The sequence below is a fragment of the Ensifer sp. VA4 genome (assembly GCF_055710065.1).
Map to the genome: position 1 here is coordinate 178,841 of NZ_JBVQPO010000007.1, position 14,660 is coordinate 193,500.

Annotated in this window: 12 protein-coding genes; 4 read left to right on the forward strand and 8 right to left on the reverse strand. The window is 61.9% G+C overall.

Annotated features, from left to right (window positions below):
* The first annotated feature begins 164 nt into the window (after positions 1–164).
* Both AC0C6X_RS14175 and AC0C6X_RS14180 read left to right on the forward strand, forming a co-directional pair.
* On the forward strand, positions 165–3,263 hold the full coding sequence (locus tag AC0C6X_RS14175) for an autotransporter family protein (protein WP_472953655.1): 3,099 nt from the start codon (positions 165–167) through the stop codon (positions 3,261–3,263).
* Complete coding sequence (locus tag AC0C6X_RS14180) at positions 3,263–3,802, forward strand: invasion associated locus B family protein (protein ID WP_472953657.1); 540 nt, start codon at positions 3,263–3,265, stop codon at positions 3,800–3,802. Before AC0C6X_RS14175 ends, AC0C6X_RS14180 begins: the two co-directional genes overlap by 1 nt.
* Positions 3,803–3,833: 31 nt before the next feature.
* On the opposite strand, the gene AC0C6X_RS14185 is transcribed toward AC0C6X_RS14180, so the two are convergent.
* The 3 genes from AC0C6X_RS14185 to AC0C6X_RS14195 all read right to left on the reverse strand — a co-directional run bounded on the left by AC0C6X_RS14185 (position 3,834) and on the right by AC0C6X_RS14195 (position 6,721).
* The gene (locus AC0C6X_RS14185; RefSeq protein ID WP_472953658.1) at positions 3,834–5,468 is read right to left on the reverse strand and encodes a PAS domain-containing sensor histidine kinase; all 1,635 of its coding nucleotides are present in this window, start codon (positions 5,466–5,468) and stop codon (positions 3,834–3,836) included.
* 227 nt (positions 5,469–5,695) lie between these two features.
* The gene (locus AC0C6X_RS14190) at positions 5,696–6,385 is read right to left on the reverse strand and encodes a hydrolase (protein WP_247958795.1); all 690 of its coding nucleotides are present in this window, start codon (positions 6,383–6,385) and stop codon (positions 5,696–5,698) included.
* A gap of 135 nt (positions 6,386–6,520) precedes the next feature.
* On the reverse strand, positions 6,521–6,721 hold the full coding sequence (locus AC0C6X_RS14195; protein WP_173518217.1) for a hypothetical protein: 201 nt from the start codon (positions 6,719–6,721) through the stop codon (positions 6,521–6,523).
* Between AC0C6X_RS14195 and AC0C6X_RS14200 the strand changes: the two genes are divergently transcribed.
* Together AC0C6X_RS14200 and AC0C6X_RS14205 are read left to right on the forward strand one after the other, a co-directional pair.
* Positions 6,657–7,184, forward strand: coding sequence for a BA14K family protein (locus tag AC0C6X_RS14200; RefSeq protein ID WP_472953659.1), 528 nt, complete (start codon positions 6,657–6,659; stop codon positions 7,182–7,184). The two genes, AC0C6X_RS14195 and AC0C6X_RS14200, sit on opposite strands and share 65 nt — an antisense overlap.
* A 170-nt stretch (positions 7,185–7,354) precedes the next feature.
* Positions 7,355–7,651, forward strand: a complete 297-nt coding sequence (locus AC0C6X_RS14205) for a hypothetical protein (RefSeq protein WP_432704688.1) — start codon at positions 7,355–7,357, stop codon at positions 7,649–7,651.
* Positions 7,652–8,279: 628 nt separating this feature from the next.
* On the opposite strand, the gene AC0C6X_RS14210 is transcribed toward AC0C6X_RS14205, so the two are convergent.
* From AC0C6X_RS14210 to AC0C6X_RS14230, 5 genes are all read right to left on the reverse strand, one after another.
* Positions 8,280–8,546 carry a DUF2277 domain-containing protein gene (locus tag AC0C6X_RS14210; RefSeq protein WP_472953662.1) on the reverse strand — a complete coding sequence of 89 codons (267 nt, stop codon included), beginning with the start codon at positions 8,544–8,546 and terminating at the stop codon, positions 8,280–8,282.
* A gap of 118 nt (positions 8,547–8,664) precedes the next feature.
* Positions 8,665–9,831 carry a DUF2778 domain-containing protein gene (locus AC0C6X_RS14215; protein ID WP_472953664.1) on the reverse strand — a complete coding sequence of 389 codons (1,167 nt, stop codon included), beginning with the start codon at positions 9,829–9,831 and terminating at the stop codon, positions 8,665–8,667.
* 560 nt (positions 9,832–10,391) lie between these two features.
* Entirely contained in the window at positions 10,392–12,224 is a 1,833-nt protein-coding gene (locus tag AC0C6X_RS14220; RefSeq protein WP_472953666.1) for an adenylate/guanylate cyclase domain-containing protein, read from the reverse strand.
* A gap of 198 nt (positions 12,225–12,422) precedes the next feature.
* On the reverse strand, positions 12,423–13,607 hold the full coding sequence (locus tag AC0C6X_RS14225) for a glycoside hydrolase family 5 protein (protein WP_173519059.1): 1,185 nt from the start codon (positions 13,605–13,607) through the stop codon (positions 12,423–12,425).
* Positions 13,608–13,761: 154 nt separating this feature from the next.
* Positions 13,762–14,652 carry a LysR family transcriptional regulator gene (locus AC0C6X_RS14230; RefSeq protein WP_472953668.1) on the reverse strand — a complete coding sequence of 297 codons (891 nt, stop codon included), beginning with the start codon at positions 14,650–14,652 and terminating at the stop codon, positions 13,762–13,764.
* Between the last annotated feature and the right edge of the window lie 8 nt (positions 14,653–14,660).

Sequence of the window (14,660 nt, forward strand, 5' to 3'; positions counted from 1 at the left end):
CTGCAGAAAGCCACAACCCTTCAGCGCTGCAATTTGCCGTTTGCAGAAACCCGAATTCTCCCCTTTCGCCGGCTTGCTATAGCCGCCCATGACCCGCGCGTCCCGGCGAAACCGTTCGCCTGGGAGTTGTGCGCAAACATGTGCAAATGAAAAAGGGGCAGACATTGATTATCTCTGCGAAGGCGGACGTTTCGAGGATCAACCTTCTGAGTTCGACCGCGCTTGGCCGCGCCGGTCTTCTCTCGATGATGCTGGCGGCCGCACCGTTCATCCCGTCTCCGGCGAACGCGGCCGGGTTGCTCGTTCCGGGCGACACAACCTGGACCGGCGACCATACGATCAACGGCAACCTGGTGATCCGCGGCGGCACCGGCGGCGCCACCCTGACGATCAAGGACGGCGCCAAGGTTGAAAGCACCAACGGCTACATCGCCGATGGCCGCGGTTCCGTCGGAACGGTCGTCGTCTCCGGTCCAGGCTCGACCTGGAACATTGTCGATAGCAATCCGAACGGCTATCGCGCGCTCTTCGTCGGCGGCTTCGAAAACGGCATCTATGGCGGCAAGGGCACGTTGATCATCGAGAACGGCGGCACGGTCTCAGCCAAGGAAACCTATGTCGGTTCGCTACAGGAAGGCGACGGAACGCTCGTGGTGCGCGGCGCCGGCTCCATGCTTTCCACCGATTATCTGGGTGTCGCCGATGGTGCGCTGACGCTCAACACCGCCGCAGTCAGGATCGAGAACGGCGGTCTCATCAATTCCAGGACGGCCTACTTCGAGAACGGCACGGTTCTGGTGACTGGCGAGAATTCGCGCTGGGTCAATACCGGCGAGTTGACGATCGGCGACAGCCTCACGATCGAGAAGGGCGCCGTCGTCTCGACCAACACCGCCGTCCTGCAGGAAGACGAGAGCGTCGACACAATCCAAGCCTATGTCGATGGCGCCGGCAGCGAGCTCAAGGTTGCCGACACGCTGACGATCGGCGATAGCGGCAGGGTCAACCTTTCCGTCGCAAACGGCGGCAAGCTTTCGGCGGGCGGCGGCATCGTGCTTTCCGGCATCGGTGGCGTCAACAACGAAGGCATGGGCAGCCTGACGATCGGCGGCAAAGTCGACCTGAACAATATCGCCGAGCCCATTGCTCGGCAGGCGCAGGCGGCGGGCACGGTCGATCCGGCGGCGAAGATCGATTTCGGCCCGCGAAGGGGTTACGTCAATTTCAACCATACGAACGCGGGTTACGAGTTTGCCAACACGATCGGTGGCAAGGGCACGATCAGCAATTTCTCCGGCGAAACCATCGTCAGCGGCGACCTGACGAAATTCTACGGCAAGGTGAACGTTTCCGGCGGCAAGCTGGTGCTGAAGAGCAACCTCGACACGATCGACAATGATCCGGATACCGGCATTACGGACTACAGCGAGACCCGGTTCGAAGTGACCGGTGGAACACTGATCGTCGACGGCGAGACGGGACGGGTTGAGGGCGATCGTTTCTATACGAATGAGGTGGACGTGTTCGGCGAGATGAACCGCATCCGCGATCCGAACTCGACCTCTTTCGGCAGGCTGGGCGGCTCCGGCACAGTCGGCGACACCTACATCGACTCGAAGGCGATCATCTCGCCCGGCAACAGTTCCACCGGCACGCTGACGGTCATGGGGCGGCTCGATATGGCGACCGGTTCGATCTACGAGGCGGACATCGCCGGCGACGGCCGTTCCGACCGGATCGTCGTCAAGAGCATTGGCACCAACGAAAACACCGGTATCGCCAAGATCGGCAGCGGTACCAACGTTCAGGTCACCGCACTCGACGCGAACACCAGCTACAAGACCGGACAGACCTATACGATCCTGACCGCGGATCGGGCGATCGAGGGGCAGTTCGCCGAAGCGATCTCGAAATCCGCCTTCCTCGAAGTGTCGCTCGACCAGAAGGAAAAGCAGGTCGACCTCAAGATCAAGGTCAAAAACGGGGGCACGGAGCCCAAGCCAGGCGAACCGAAGCCCGGGGAACCAAAGCCGGGCGAGCCGAAACCGGGTGAACCCAAGCCCGGCGAACCGAAACCCGGCGAACCCGAGCCCGGCGTCTTTGAAGGCGAAGCTGCCACGGGCAACCAGCGACAGGCGGCGCTGGCCCTCAACACGCTCGGCCAGAGCGGCCCTTCGCTCGGGCTCTACAATGCCCTGATCCTGCTGGACGGCGATGCAGCACGTCGTGCCTTCGACCTTTTGTCGGGCGAAGTCCATGCTTCGGCGCAGACGGCGTTGATCAACGACAGCAGTCTGTTGCGCAACGCCGCGAACGACCGCATTCGCGCAGCCTTCGACGACGTGGCAGCGGCGGATGTCCCGGTTCTGGCCTATGGTCCGGAAGACAAAATCACAACCGGTGCCGTCGGGGCGATCAACGCGGCATCGGTGGCCCGGCCGGCGATGGCCGGCTGGGGCCAGGTGTTCGGCTCCTGGACCAACACCGACGGCAACGGCAACGCTGGCGCGCTTGACCAGTCGACGGGCGGTTTCGTCACCGGCTTCGATGCCGCGGTCTCGGACAATGCTTTGATCGGCATCATGGCCGCCTACAGCCGGACGAACTTCGATGTCGACAGCCGTGCCTCCAGCGGCGACAGCGACAACTACCACCTCGGTGTCTATAGTGGCGGCCGCTGGGGTGATGTCGCGCTGCGGTCGGGCCTGGCCTACACCTGGCATTCGATCAACACCGCGCGCTCCGTTGCCTTCCCCGGTTTCACCGACCAGTTGAAGGCCGATTACGATGCCGGAACCTTCCAGGCGTTCGGCGAAGTCGGCTACCGCATCGATCTGCCGAGTGTCGCGCTCGAGCCCTTTGCGAACCTCGCTTATGTCAGCCTGCACACTGACGGCTTCACCGAGCGCGGTGCCGCGGCAGCGCTTTCGAGCCGGAGCAACACAACCGATACGACCTTCACGACGCTCGGTCTGCGTGCTTCTGCGCCGCTCAGCCTTGGCCCGACCGACGCAAAGGTGCGCGGCATGCTCGGCTGGCAACACGCCTTCGGCGACACGACGCCGTTCTCGACCATGGCCTTTGGCACGGGCAGTGCGTTCTCGGTGGCCGGGACGCCGATCGCCGAAGATGCCGCAATCATCGAGGCCGGCATCGATTTCGCACTGACGGGCAATGCCAGCCTCGGCATCACCTACACCGGCCAGTTCGGCTCCGGCACGACGCAGAATGCGGTCGACGCCAAGCTTGACGTACGCTTCTGATGCGTCGGTTCGTGTGGCTCTCGACAATGCTGGTGGCGACATTCGTCGCCAGCACGCCGCTCCATGGCGAGGACGCGGCGGCTGGAAAGGCTTCTGCACCCTCCCAGCTTTCCGAAACTTATGAGGACTGGAGCGTGGCCTGCGCCGAGGTCGAGGGTAAAAGGCACTGCATCCTGTCACAGCGGCAGTTTCACAAGAGCGGCCAGCATGTGCTGACGCTCGAGCTTCGGCCGGCTGAAACGGCCGGTCTGGAGGGGAGCCTCGCGCTTCCGTTCGGCCTCTATCTGGAAAAGGGCGTCACGCTTGGCGTCGATGAGGCGACCGGCGGCAAGCCGACGCCATTCCGAACCTGCCTGCCCATCGGCTGCATCGTATCGTTGACCTTTACCGAGGGCACGGTCGCCTCGCTGCGCAGTGGAACGACGCTGAAAATCGGTGGCCATGCGAGCGATACGGAAAAGGACGTCGCGTTCTCGGTGTCGCTCAAAGGCTTTGCGGCGGCATTGGACCGCGTGCTTGCACTTTCCGGCAAGGCGTAGGCCAACGTCGTGCTTGCGTGTCACGGCCCAATCAGGGCGAGGTGGGTTCGTCCCACCCGCCTTGTAGGGCCGCATCGACAGAACACACCAGACCCGACGGGTGATAGCTGATCTCCACCTGGCCATTCAGTTCGGCAGCCAATAGGGTTTGAATTAGGCGCGAGCCAAACCCTTTGCGCGATGGGTGCTTTACCACCGGACCGCCAGATTCCTGCCAGCGCAGCGTCAACCGGGTCGGTGTGCCGGTCTGCAGAGACCAGGTGATCGAGATCCGGCCGCGCCCGGTCGATAACGCGCCATACTTTGCAGCATTCGTAGCGAGTTCATGCAGCGCCAAGGACAGCGATACGACCATCCTCGGCGGTACCTGGACCTGCGGGCCGGAAACGACAAACCGTTCCCGTGCGTAGGGGGAGATTGCCTGGTTGATGATCGTCTTCAACTCCGCCCGTTCCCAATTTCCATGGGTGAGCAGGTCGTGCGCTCGTGCCATCGAAACAAGACGCGCCTCAAAAGCCTCCACCTCTCCGACATCCGTTGTGTCGCTGCGCCCGAGGGTCTGCCGGGCAATTGCCAGGACGGTCGCAAACACGTTTTTGACGCGATGGTTCAGTTCACCGACCAAGACGGTCTGAAGGCGCTCCGCCTCCTTCCGCACCGTAATGTCGTGAGCCAATTTCGAAGCGCCGACGATGCTGCCATAGGCGTCATAGATCGGCGAAACGCTGAGGAGGACGTCGACGCATCGGCCGTCTTTGTGGAGCCGTCTGGTTTCGTATGGCTCAACCTTGAGGCCTGCGCTGACCTGTCTGAGGATCGCAGGTTCTTCATCAATTCGATCCTCGGGAACCAGCGTCATGACGGAGCGGCCGACCATTTCTTCCGCCAAATAGCCGTAGAGCCTTTCGGCGCCCGCATTCCAGGTCGTGATCCTCATCCTGAGATCGATGCCAAGAATGGCATCGTTTGAGGATGCGATGATGGCCGCAAGGCGACGCTCGACCTCCTGGGCGCGCTTGCGCTCGGTGATGTCGACGATGACGGCGGCGGTCTGCCGAAAATTGCCGCGCTCGTCGCGGAGCACGGAGACCGAGTTCGTAACCCAGACGAGTCCTCCATTTTTACGCAGATAGCGTTTCTCGATTTCATAGCTCTGGCCGGTGCTCGCCATCCTTTTGAACAGGCGAGCGCTTTCGGCGATGTCTTCGGGAAAGGTGATGTCGTGCATCCGTAACGTCAGCAGTTCGGCTTCGCTGTAGCCGACGATTTCGCAGAAACGATTGTTGACCAGAAGGAAGCGGCCCGTCAGGTCCGTCTGGCTGATGCCGGCGGCCGACTGCGAGAAAATGGCGCGAAGTCGCTCTTCACTTGATTTTAAGGCGCCCTCGAACTTCACCCGCTCCGTCGTTTCGTTGACGATGCAGAAAACGCCACGAACTTTTTGTTTTTCGTCGCGGACGGGCGAATAGGAGATATCGAAATAAACTGTTTCGGGGTAACCGTGACGCTCGATATAAAAGGGACGGTCTTTCGCAACCACTGTCTCGCCGCGCTCCAGCACGCGCCGCAGTAAAGGTTCAAGATCATGGCCGGTTCCTTTCCCCCGTGTGGCGGGGCGAAAGGCAAAATAGGAAAACTGTTGCTTTCTAAAATGCGCGCGGAACATCGGACCGTCAACATAATTTGGAAAGCGGGTGTATTCCTTAATCGTTAATGCTGAAGTTGCACTTGGGAGCTGCTTGCGACAGGACCTGACCCAAAGCTGGATCACCGCCGGGTTGCTAGGGCGCGTGGATGCGGACTGAACGGAAAGGCCGCCCCCTCAGGGCCGGCCTTGTCTTCTTCCTGGCGACTGTGCGTATTTGCTGGTGTTCACCCAAGCAGGCTTGGCGATCACTTCGCCGGGTTCGGGCCGATCGTCTTGCCATGTGCGACGCGTTCGGCTGCCTTGTGAACCATAGTGTAGGCATAGTCGATGCCCATGCCGTAGGCGCCGGAATGCTCCTTCACGATTGCAGTGACCGCGTCGTAGGTTTCCCGATGCGCCCAGTCGCGCTGCCACTCCAGGAGGACCTGCTGCCAGGTGACCGGGACGACGCCGGCCTGAACCATCCGGTCCATGGCGTATTTGTGCGCATCGACGGACGTGCCGCCGGATGCATCGGCAACCATGTAGATCTCATAGTCGGTGTCATGCATGCAGGACAGTGCGAAGGTGGTGTTGCAGACCTCCGTCCAGAGCCCGGAAACAATCACTTTCTTTCGGCCGTTCGCGGCATTTTTTGCCAGTGCGTCGCGGACGTTCTGATCGTCCCATGAATTCATCGAGGTGCGCTCGAGGATGTCGTTTTCTGGGAAGACGCTCAGCAGCTCGGGGTAGGTGTGGCCGGAGAAGGAACCGGTTTCGACAGTCGTGATCGTCGTCGGGATGTTGAAGACCTTGGCCGCCTTGGCCAGGCCGACGACATTGTTCTTCAGGACCTGCCGATCGATCGACTGAACGCCGAAAGCCATCTGTGGTTGCTGGTCGATGAAGATCAGCTGGCTGTTGGCGGGGGTCAGGACTTCGAGCTTGCTGGACATGTCTTCTCTCCTCAGTGGTGGCCGCCGGCGGGCGGGGTATGGAATTCGTTGGGCCATCCTGGCCCGTCGGTTGCTGCCGATGAAGTGAGATTAGCGCGGCTGATCGCGCCGAAGAATAGAAATAATATCTGCAATTTAATTGCAGTAAATGAAATAATTGGAATGGCTTTGGCTTCCACCGACCACGACCGGGCGCAGCATCCCAACGCAGTGCTTCGGCGCCATTTCCGATGTATAATTGGGGTCAAGCAGGGAAAATGGAGGTAAGCCGATGAACAGGCTAACGATCATTGCCTTGTCCGTGGCGTCGACGCTGACGAGCGTTCCGTCGGCCATGGCATTTCCTACAGCCGCGGACGTCCCGAAGATCGAGGCGACGCAAGCGCAACTGGTTCAGTACCGGCGATACGGTGGCGGCTACCACGGTGGCTACCGCGGACACCATCACGGTGGCAGTGACGATTGGGCCTGGGCGCTCGGCGGGCTGGCCGTCGGGACGATCATCGGTGGAGCGCTGGCGCAGCCGCGCTACTATGGCCCAAGCTACTACGGTGACGGCTATTACGACCAAGGCTACTATGGCCCGACCTACTATCGTCCGCGCTACTATGCGCCACGCTACTATGCGCCACGCTACTATGCGCCACGCTACTATGCGCCGCGCTATTATCGTCAGACCTATTACGGCGGCGACGCGCATACAAGCTGGTGCTATGCCCGTTACCGGTCTTACAGGGCTTACGACAACACGTTCCAGCCCTATTACGGTCCGCGGCGGATCTGCGTCTCGCCCTACTGACGAGTCCACAGGCTTTCTTGAGAAGGTCACCGCTCGACGAATAGAGTGACCACCGCCTTTCGGTCAGCCGGCAGCACCTGCCGGCACGGTGCTTCTGATCCGGCTGCTGTTCAACAGTCCGGCTGCCTGAACCAGTGGGTCGCCGGCGGCGGCATATCGGAATTGATCCTGTGCAGATCGCGAATGAGGGCGACGAAGAGCGCATTGCCTTTGGTATCGGCGGCAAGGCCGTCGAAGCAAAAGCCATCGTCAATCGGATGCTCGTCACCATCGCCGCCTCAACTCGAAACAGCGGTGTCGATCATGCTTCCTGCGGCCTCACCGAGTGCCGGTATCTTCTCCGGAGATCTGCGCCGCCGCAGTCTTCTGATCCTGGCCGTGTCGGCGGTCTGCTCGCCCCGTCCTTGATCGGCTTTGTGGGCCTGCGATCGGCACCTTTGCGGGCCTGTTGCTCGCGGCTGCGATAGCGGCCTGCCTCATCGATGCGGAAACCCGCCAGAAATCGCTGGCATGAGGTCCGCAGGCGAATCCGCCCAGCCCCCCCCCCCGCTGAAGAAAGCGCAAATCACAGAGCCAAAAAAATGGGAGCTCTGCCAAGGCGTTGCGGCAAGATCGGCCTGTGCACAACCGGTGGATAGAATGCGGACAACCCGGGCAGCTCCGAGGCCGGGCTTTCGGATCGAGAAAACCGCCCTAGCATGCAGATGCGGCCGATCCCACGGTCGCTAGTGTAGCAGCTATATCATCGGGACCGGTGTTTCGCGCCGGTCCCGATCCTCTATCCAGATCTTTCTTTGGTCGTAGGCGCCGCTTCGCCGAAGCATGGCGTGGATTTGCTCCTGTGCGGCAAGCGCATAGCTGCATTGCACAATAATTGTTTTCCAGATGGTCAAAAATCAGGCATAAAGCCCACAGCTGATGCACATGGCGGTTCTCCTCCCAATGCCGCCGCAGCAGCTGTTCCCCTCTGGAGGTTTATTGACCTTCACACCTTATGGGCCGCGGTCTTCCGTCGGCCCTTTTTTCTTTCTGGCCCCTGCTTCCTCCCTCCGCTCCGCAATCGGCCTTGCAGCCAAGGCATGAGGCTGCGTCGACTCAGGCGAAGCGGATCGCGTTCCTGGCGCGGGCCTTGGCGGCCTCTTCCTCGCGGTTGCGCGGCGGCTGCGACGTTTCGAGTGAATCGAGCAATTCCCGGGCGCATGCGGCGATCGAATTGACCGCGTGCTCGAAGGCCGCCTCGTTGCGCTTGGACGGTTTGGTCGTTCCGCTCAGTTTGCGCACGAATTGCAGCGCGGCGTCATGGATTTCCGCGTCCGTCGCCGGCGGCTCGAAATTGAACAGGGGTTTTATGTTTCGGCACATGACGAGCTCCCGGTCCTCTTCGTTCTCGCTCCTGAGGCCCGGATCTTAATGCCCGTTCCCCATTGGCGGAAGACCTTCACCGTCCTTGTCCTGCAATCCGACTGTCGGACGCTTCCCGTCAGGAACTCCTGCCGTTCTGTGCCAGGCGCAGACCGGCCGCGCGTCCGCCACTCGGCACCACGACGATCTGCTTGACCTTGCCCTGTTTGAAGGCGGTCAGGAAACGCGGATAGTCGGCGAAGGCGACACAGCCATGCGATTCCGCCCGGCCGCCGCGCAGCAGGTAGCTGTGCGTCAGGAAGCCGTCGCGGCCGTGCTTGTTCTTTCCGTCGACCGGCAGCATGCGGATCGCCTCGACCCCATGGAAGCGCGTCTCGCGCATCTTGAGATTGTAGGTGTGCGGTGGGGTCGGGCCGGTCATCTTGACGTCCACGTAACGCGGATTGTCGGCCATCTTGCCGATGCCGGAATGGGCCTCGAGCACGCTGCCGTCGGGCATGTAAACCTTGGCGGCAGTAATGTCGTAGACGGCGACGCCATTGCCGGCCTTGGCTCCACCGCCGAACATGTTGCGCAGCGCCTGGCCGAATCCGGTGCCGGAACTGTTTTCCGCCGGATCTTGCGGCCGCGCATAAGCGACCTTCGGCTTTGCCTGCGTTTCGCGTTCGCCGGCCTTTCCGGTCTCTTCGGGCTTCGCCGCAGCCTCGACTTCGGCCTGTTTCGTCGCAGGTTTCTGGGTTTCGGCAGCGGGCTTCTCAGCTTGTTCGCTGCGCGGGCGGAACTCCGGCATGGGACCGACGGACGGCGTGTCTTCATGGCTCGGCAGCGCGGCCGTGTCATCCGCCGTGTCCGGATCCGGCTGTTCGGCGAGATCGTCCTCGGGAGGCGCGGTCAGCACGGCGGAGAACGCGCCGCTTTCCACGTGGCTCTGAGACGGGGTGGCATAGGCGAGCTGGATCGCCGGCTTGTCGGCGAAACCGGTGGTCATCGGGGCGAAGCGCGCCGGCGCGGCTACGCCGGCCATCGCGGTCACTTGGCGAGATTGGGCGGAAACCGAGGGAGCGGAAGTGCTGGCGAGCTGTTCGGACGCCAATACGGCCTTCTTCACTGTCGCCGCGAGACGCGCGCTCTTGCCGAGCAATTCGGCATCTCTCGGGAATTCGGGATCGTTCGCAAATCTCGTTGCGGAGACGAATGGCTGCGCCGCGGCGGCCGCGACGAGCCGCGTCGCCTGGTTGACCCTGGCGTGCTTGTCCCAGGCGCGCTCTTTCGTTTTTTCAGCCAAATGGAGCTGCGGTTTGGGCAGCAGGCGCCCCGAACCATGCGCGAAGGAACCGCCCATCGCGACCATACCGACGAGTGACCACGCAGCCGCGCCGACAAGAGCGGTGCCGCAACAAGTGATCAACAATGGACGCAACAGACGATTCAAAGACTGTGGGCGAATGATCTTACTCAACAACGCAAATCAAGCCAGAAATTCACGCAAAAGGCCCCAGGCCGGCGAGCGACCATCGCTACGCGACTTTCCGGATTGTCCCCTTCTTGACGACTGATGGACAAAGGATGGAGAAGTATGGTTAAATTTTGCTTTCCAGCCGGCGAAAAGCAGCATTTTTATCAGCAGCCATCCGAAATTCTGAAAGGGTCTGCTCGCAGCGCGCGCTGCCCGCCGACGAATGCGCTTCAGGATTGTCTGTCACCTGCGAGAAGACCGAAAAGGCGGAGCGCGGGCAGCGCCCATTGTCCGTCACTGCGGACGCATACCGACAGCCGGAGCGCGGCCGATTTCTCCTGGAGGCGAATGGCAACGAACTGAGCAGACCGGCGGCACCGGCGGGCCGCCTATCCCGCTTTGGTCGGCAACCGGTAGATTTCCGTCTGTTCCGTCCGACCGGGAAGGCAGTGTTTGCCAAGTGGTGTGAGGTCGGAGCGGTCTTCGGTCAGGAAACCGACTGTTTCACCGCTCAGGAGCACGACGATCTCTTCATTTGGCGCAACCGACTTGCCGAGCTGCTCCAGGCGATTGCACACGTTCACCGCATCGCCGACGATCGTGTAGGCGGACCGCCCGCTCGTGCCGATATTACCCGAAATGACCGGCCCGGAATGGACGCCGACGCGCACGCGGAGGGGAGACAGTCCCTGCCGACGCCGGTCCGCGTTGTCCTCCGCGACCGCGAGGGTAATGGCGCGGGCCGCGCGCATGGCGCGATCGGCGTGATCCGGCTGGTCATCGGGGGCGCCCCAAAATGCCATCACGCAATCGCCGATGAACTTGTCGATCGTGCCGCCTTCATCCTCGATGCAACGGCCGAGCAAGTCGAAATGCCTGTTCAGGAGCGTGGCGACTTCGGCAGCGGTGGTCTTTTCAGCCGTGGCGGTGAAATCGACCACGTCGGTAAACATGATCGTCACCGTTCGCTGCGTCGAGACGAGATCGCCGCTTCCAAGGAGATGGCGTACCAGTTTCTTCGGCACGTAGGTCTCGAGCCAACGCAGCCCGGTCAGCATCGTATTGTAGGCCCGCGCCTGCTCGTTCAATTCGGTGAACAGGCTGCCGGGCAGGGGGTGAAGAGCCGCAAAGTCGAGCATGCCGACGGCACGGACCTCATGCGCCATGCTGGCAACCGGGCGAACGATCAGGCGGCTGACGACCCATGCAATGACAATAGCTGCGAGCAGGACCACGAGACCGGCTATGCCGGCGCGCAGCAGGTCCCATATAGGCTTTTCCAGGGATTCGATCGGTATCTCGACGCCGACGATGAGAGGGGCCGGTGCATAGCCGCTGATCTCGCGGGTGAGAATGACACGGTCGTCTTGGCCCGCCTCCACAAAGCGCGCTTCCAGTGCGGAGTCATGGAAGGTCTGAGGTTCCCCCTCCCACAGTGCAGCAAGGAACGGATCGCCAAGTTCGTCAAGCTTCGGCAGCCGGTGCGACGCGGATAACAATGGATGGCCCGACGCCATCAGGGGATGGGCGAGTACCTGGTCGCGGCCATAAAGGACAAAGGGTGTCGTCCCGGGATTCGAGACGGCGATCTGGCGCAGGAAGTCCGAAATGGCATCAACCGTGATCGTTGCCCTGAAGACGCCGGCAAACTGGTCTCCCGCGCTTGCCGGTTGCTGTCGGTTTGTGACCGATGTGCGTATCGCCGGGTCCGGAACGAAATAGACCGGCCCCCATTGGGCTTTGCCGCTGCGGCGCGTCTGGTCGATCTCCATGCGCTCGTTGTCGGTCTTGATGGTGTCGGCGAAGGAAAAGACCCCCTTGGGGCCCTGGGTCACACCAAAGATTTCGCCGTTTGGCCTGACGAAGGAGAGCACGCGAACCTGCGGGGTCGCCGCCAGCGCACCAGTCATTACGCGCTCCAGGGCCAGGGTGTCGCTCGGATCGAGGCGTCCGGCCCCGACTTCCTTGGCGAGGAACGCCAGCTGGTCCTCAACCGGGGCGAACCGGCTGCCGATTTTCGTCTGGACGGCGTCGAGGCCGAGATGGGCCGATTGGGCGAGTAATTCGCGGGTTGCACCGGCCGACATATACCAGACGACGGAGAGGATGACGGCGGCGGTCAGCGCCACCAACGCCGCCATCACGATCGCCAGCGTGCGCGACAGGGAAATCGTTCGCTTTCGTGTGTCGGCGTCGGCCGCCCCGGTCGTCTCCACAGACATGCCCCAAGTTTTCAATGCACCACGGACGTCGCGGCGCTCGCAAGGTTAAAAGTTGTTCTAACGATTCTTGCCCTTTTTCCAAGCGGATCGGGTCCGATTGGTTGGGCGAAGGCCGCGACGTGATGTGCGTAGCAATGGAGCGCTTTGTGACGGTTCGGCCACCGTACAGCCAGATTCCAAGCGCTCCGGCAAAACTGATCACCGATCATTGGCAAGGCGCCTGCTGATGGGCGCAAACTCCAGCGTCGACTTGCGCGGCGTCGTGTCGCGCTCGTTGGCTTCCATCTGCTGCCAATATTCCCAGGCCACGGCCCTCGAGCCGAGCTCATAGTCCATGCCATCCCAGGCATCTTCGCGGAAGCTGTAGAAGGCCCAGTGCAGATCGTCCTTGTCGAGCGCTGTCAACACGTCCTCGAGATAGGTCTTGCAGCCCGACCAGCGCCGCATACAGCCAAATTCGCCGGCAACGAGACGATTGAGCGGGATGCCCCTGTCCTTGGCCCATTGAACCGGCTTTGCCAGATAGCCGGCCATTCGCGCCTTGTCCCAGGTCTCTTCGCCTTCGCCAAAGGGCACCTTGCCCGGATAGGCATAGGGTTTGTCGCGCTTGATGTTGGGCGCGCTCGTCGCCGCATAGGGTTCGTACATGTGAAAGCTGTAGAGCACCTTCTGGTCCGTGAGCCCTGACGGCCAGTAGGAAAACGCGTCAGCTGCCCCATACCAGCCGGCATCTGCCATGATGGGTGTTGCCGGATCGACCGCGCGGATGGCGGTGATGATGGTCTCGTAGAAGGCTCCCAGATCCGCGGCGCTGCCTTGCGTGCTGGCGTACCAGGCCTGCATCGCCTGCGGATCGGCGTGCTCGGCAAGGCCGTTGTTCTTCTCCGGTGCCGGTTCGTTGACGATGTTGTAGGCGGCGACCGCCGGATGGTCCTTCAATTCACGCGCCAGATCCCGCCAGAAATTTGCCGCCTGGTCCCACCAGGCCTTGTCGCGCCAAAGCCGGCCGTCGAATGTATTGTCGTTGTTCTGGGCCCAGCGCATGCCTGGCAGCGACAGCGGTGCGATCACGACTTTGAGCCCGGCCTCGTCGGCGCGGTCGAGCGTCGCCTTCAACGTTTCGAGATCGGCGGCCGGAATACCCGCATATCTGTCGGCGTCGCCGATCAGGTAGTCGCGTTTTGCCGGCTTCCACTTGTCGTAGGAAAGGCGCACCCACGTGGCGCCATAGCCCGCCAATGCCTTGAAATAGGCCTCGTCCGGCGGCAGCCGGTTGAAACTGTTGCCGCCATGCTGGGGCTTGTCCCAGAACGTCATCAGATCAGCCGCATTGGCCGGGCCGGCAAGGCTGAGAGCGAAGAGGGTGGCGGCAAGCAGGCGCATAAGGTCATCCTTCGGGATCTGGTCCGAGTGCCGGTAACCTGGCGCATCGCCTGGCCGATGTTTCCCAGGGAACAGGGCCAGACGTTTTCTGCTTGCAGCGGCCAGATCACCTGCCGGTCGCGCGACGGCCTGATCGCGGCGCCCGGACGCGTGACTACGGGCTGCTGAATGTTTCGGCGAGAAAATCGAGAAACGCCCGGATCTTCGGCGCGACGTGCTGTCGCGAGGGGTAGATGGCGTAGAGCGTGGTTTCGACCGCATCCCAATCGGAGAGTACACGCTGCAGTCGACCGGTCCTCAGGTCGTCTTCCACATAAGGAAGGGGTATCAGGCTGATCCCGAAGCCGGCGCGCAGTGCGTCGCGAACGGCAAGGCTTGACGTCACGGAATAGCGGGCTTTCACGGTCACCTTTTCAGTTCGACTGCCCTTGCGAAACTCCCATAAGTCCGCATGGCCCGAAAGACTGAAGCGGATACAGTTGTGCGATTTCAGGTCCACGGGGTCCGTCGGTTCGCCATGCGCCTCGAAATAGGCGGGTGCCGAACAGACGACATGCGGCATGACCGCGAGTTTCCTGGCGATCAGGCTTGAATCCTCCAGGTTGTCGCTGCCGCGAATGGCGAGATCGAATCCCTCCCGCACGATATCGACGCGCCTGTCGTCGAGATGCAGATCGAGCTTGAGGTCCGGGTAGCGGGACAGGAACTCGGGGATGACGGAGGAAAGTCGCATCAGTGTCACGGTCATCGGAGCGGCGACGCGTAACGTTCCGCCCGGCGTTTGCCGGATGGGCGATAGCGCCGCGTCGGCATCCTTCAATGCATCCAGTCCGCGCACGACATGCTCGAGATAGAGTTTCCCCTCGTCCGTCAGCGCCATGCGTCGCGTGGTTCGGTTGATGAGCCGCGCGCCGACGCTTGCTTCGAGCTCGGCAACATTCTTGCTGATTGCGGCAGGAGACAGGCCGAGCTTACGCCCGGCCTCGGCAAAACTGCCGAGTTCGGCCACGTGGCGGAAGACCTGGAGGGCGGTATAGCGATCCACGATAGTTT

Excerpts from the sequence above, each read along its gene's own strand:
- AC0C6X_RS14185 (WP_472953658.1), bottom strand. The coding sequence starts at position 5,468 with ATGTTCCGCGCGCATTTTAGAAAGCAACAGTTTTCCTATTTTGCCTTT.
- AC0C6X_RS14180 (WP_472953657.1), top strand. The coding sequence starts at position 3,263 with ATGCGTCGGTTCGTGTGGCTCTCGACAATGCTGGTGGCGACATTCGTC.
- AC0C6X_RS14220 (WP_472953666.1), bottom strand. The coding sequence starts at position 12,224 with ATGTCTGTGGAGACGACCGGGGCGGCCGACGCCGACACACGAAAGCGA.
- AC0C6X_RS14225 (WP_173519059.1), bottom strand. The coding sequence starts at position 13,607 with ATGCGCCTGCTTGCCGCCACCCTCTTCGCTCTCAGCCTTGCCGGCCCG.
- AC0C6X_RS14195 (WP_173518217.1), bottom strand. The coding sequence starts at position 6,721 with ATGGCCGACGGAACGCTCGTCAGCGTCGACGCCACGGACAAGGCAATG.
- AC0C6X_RS14190 (WP_247958795.1), bottom strand. The coding sequence starts at position 6,385 with ATGTCCAGCAAGCTCGAAGTCCTGACCCCCGCCAACAGCCAGCTGATC.
- AC0C6X_RS14200 (WP_472953659.1), top strand. The coding sequence starts at position 6,657 with ATGAACAGGCTAACGATCATTGCCTTGTCCGTGGCGTCGACGCTGACG.
- AC0C6X_RS14210 (WP_472953662.1), bottom strand. The coding sequence starts at position 8,546 with ATGTGCCGAAACATAAAACCCCTGTTCAATTTCGAGCCGCCGGCGACG.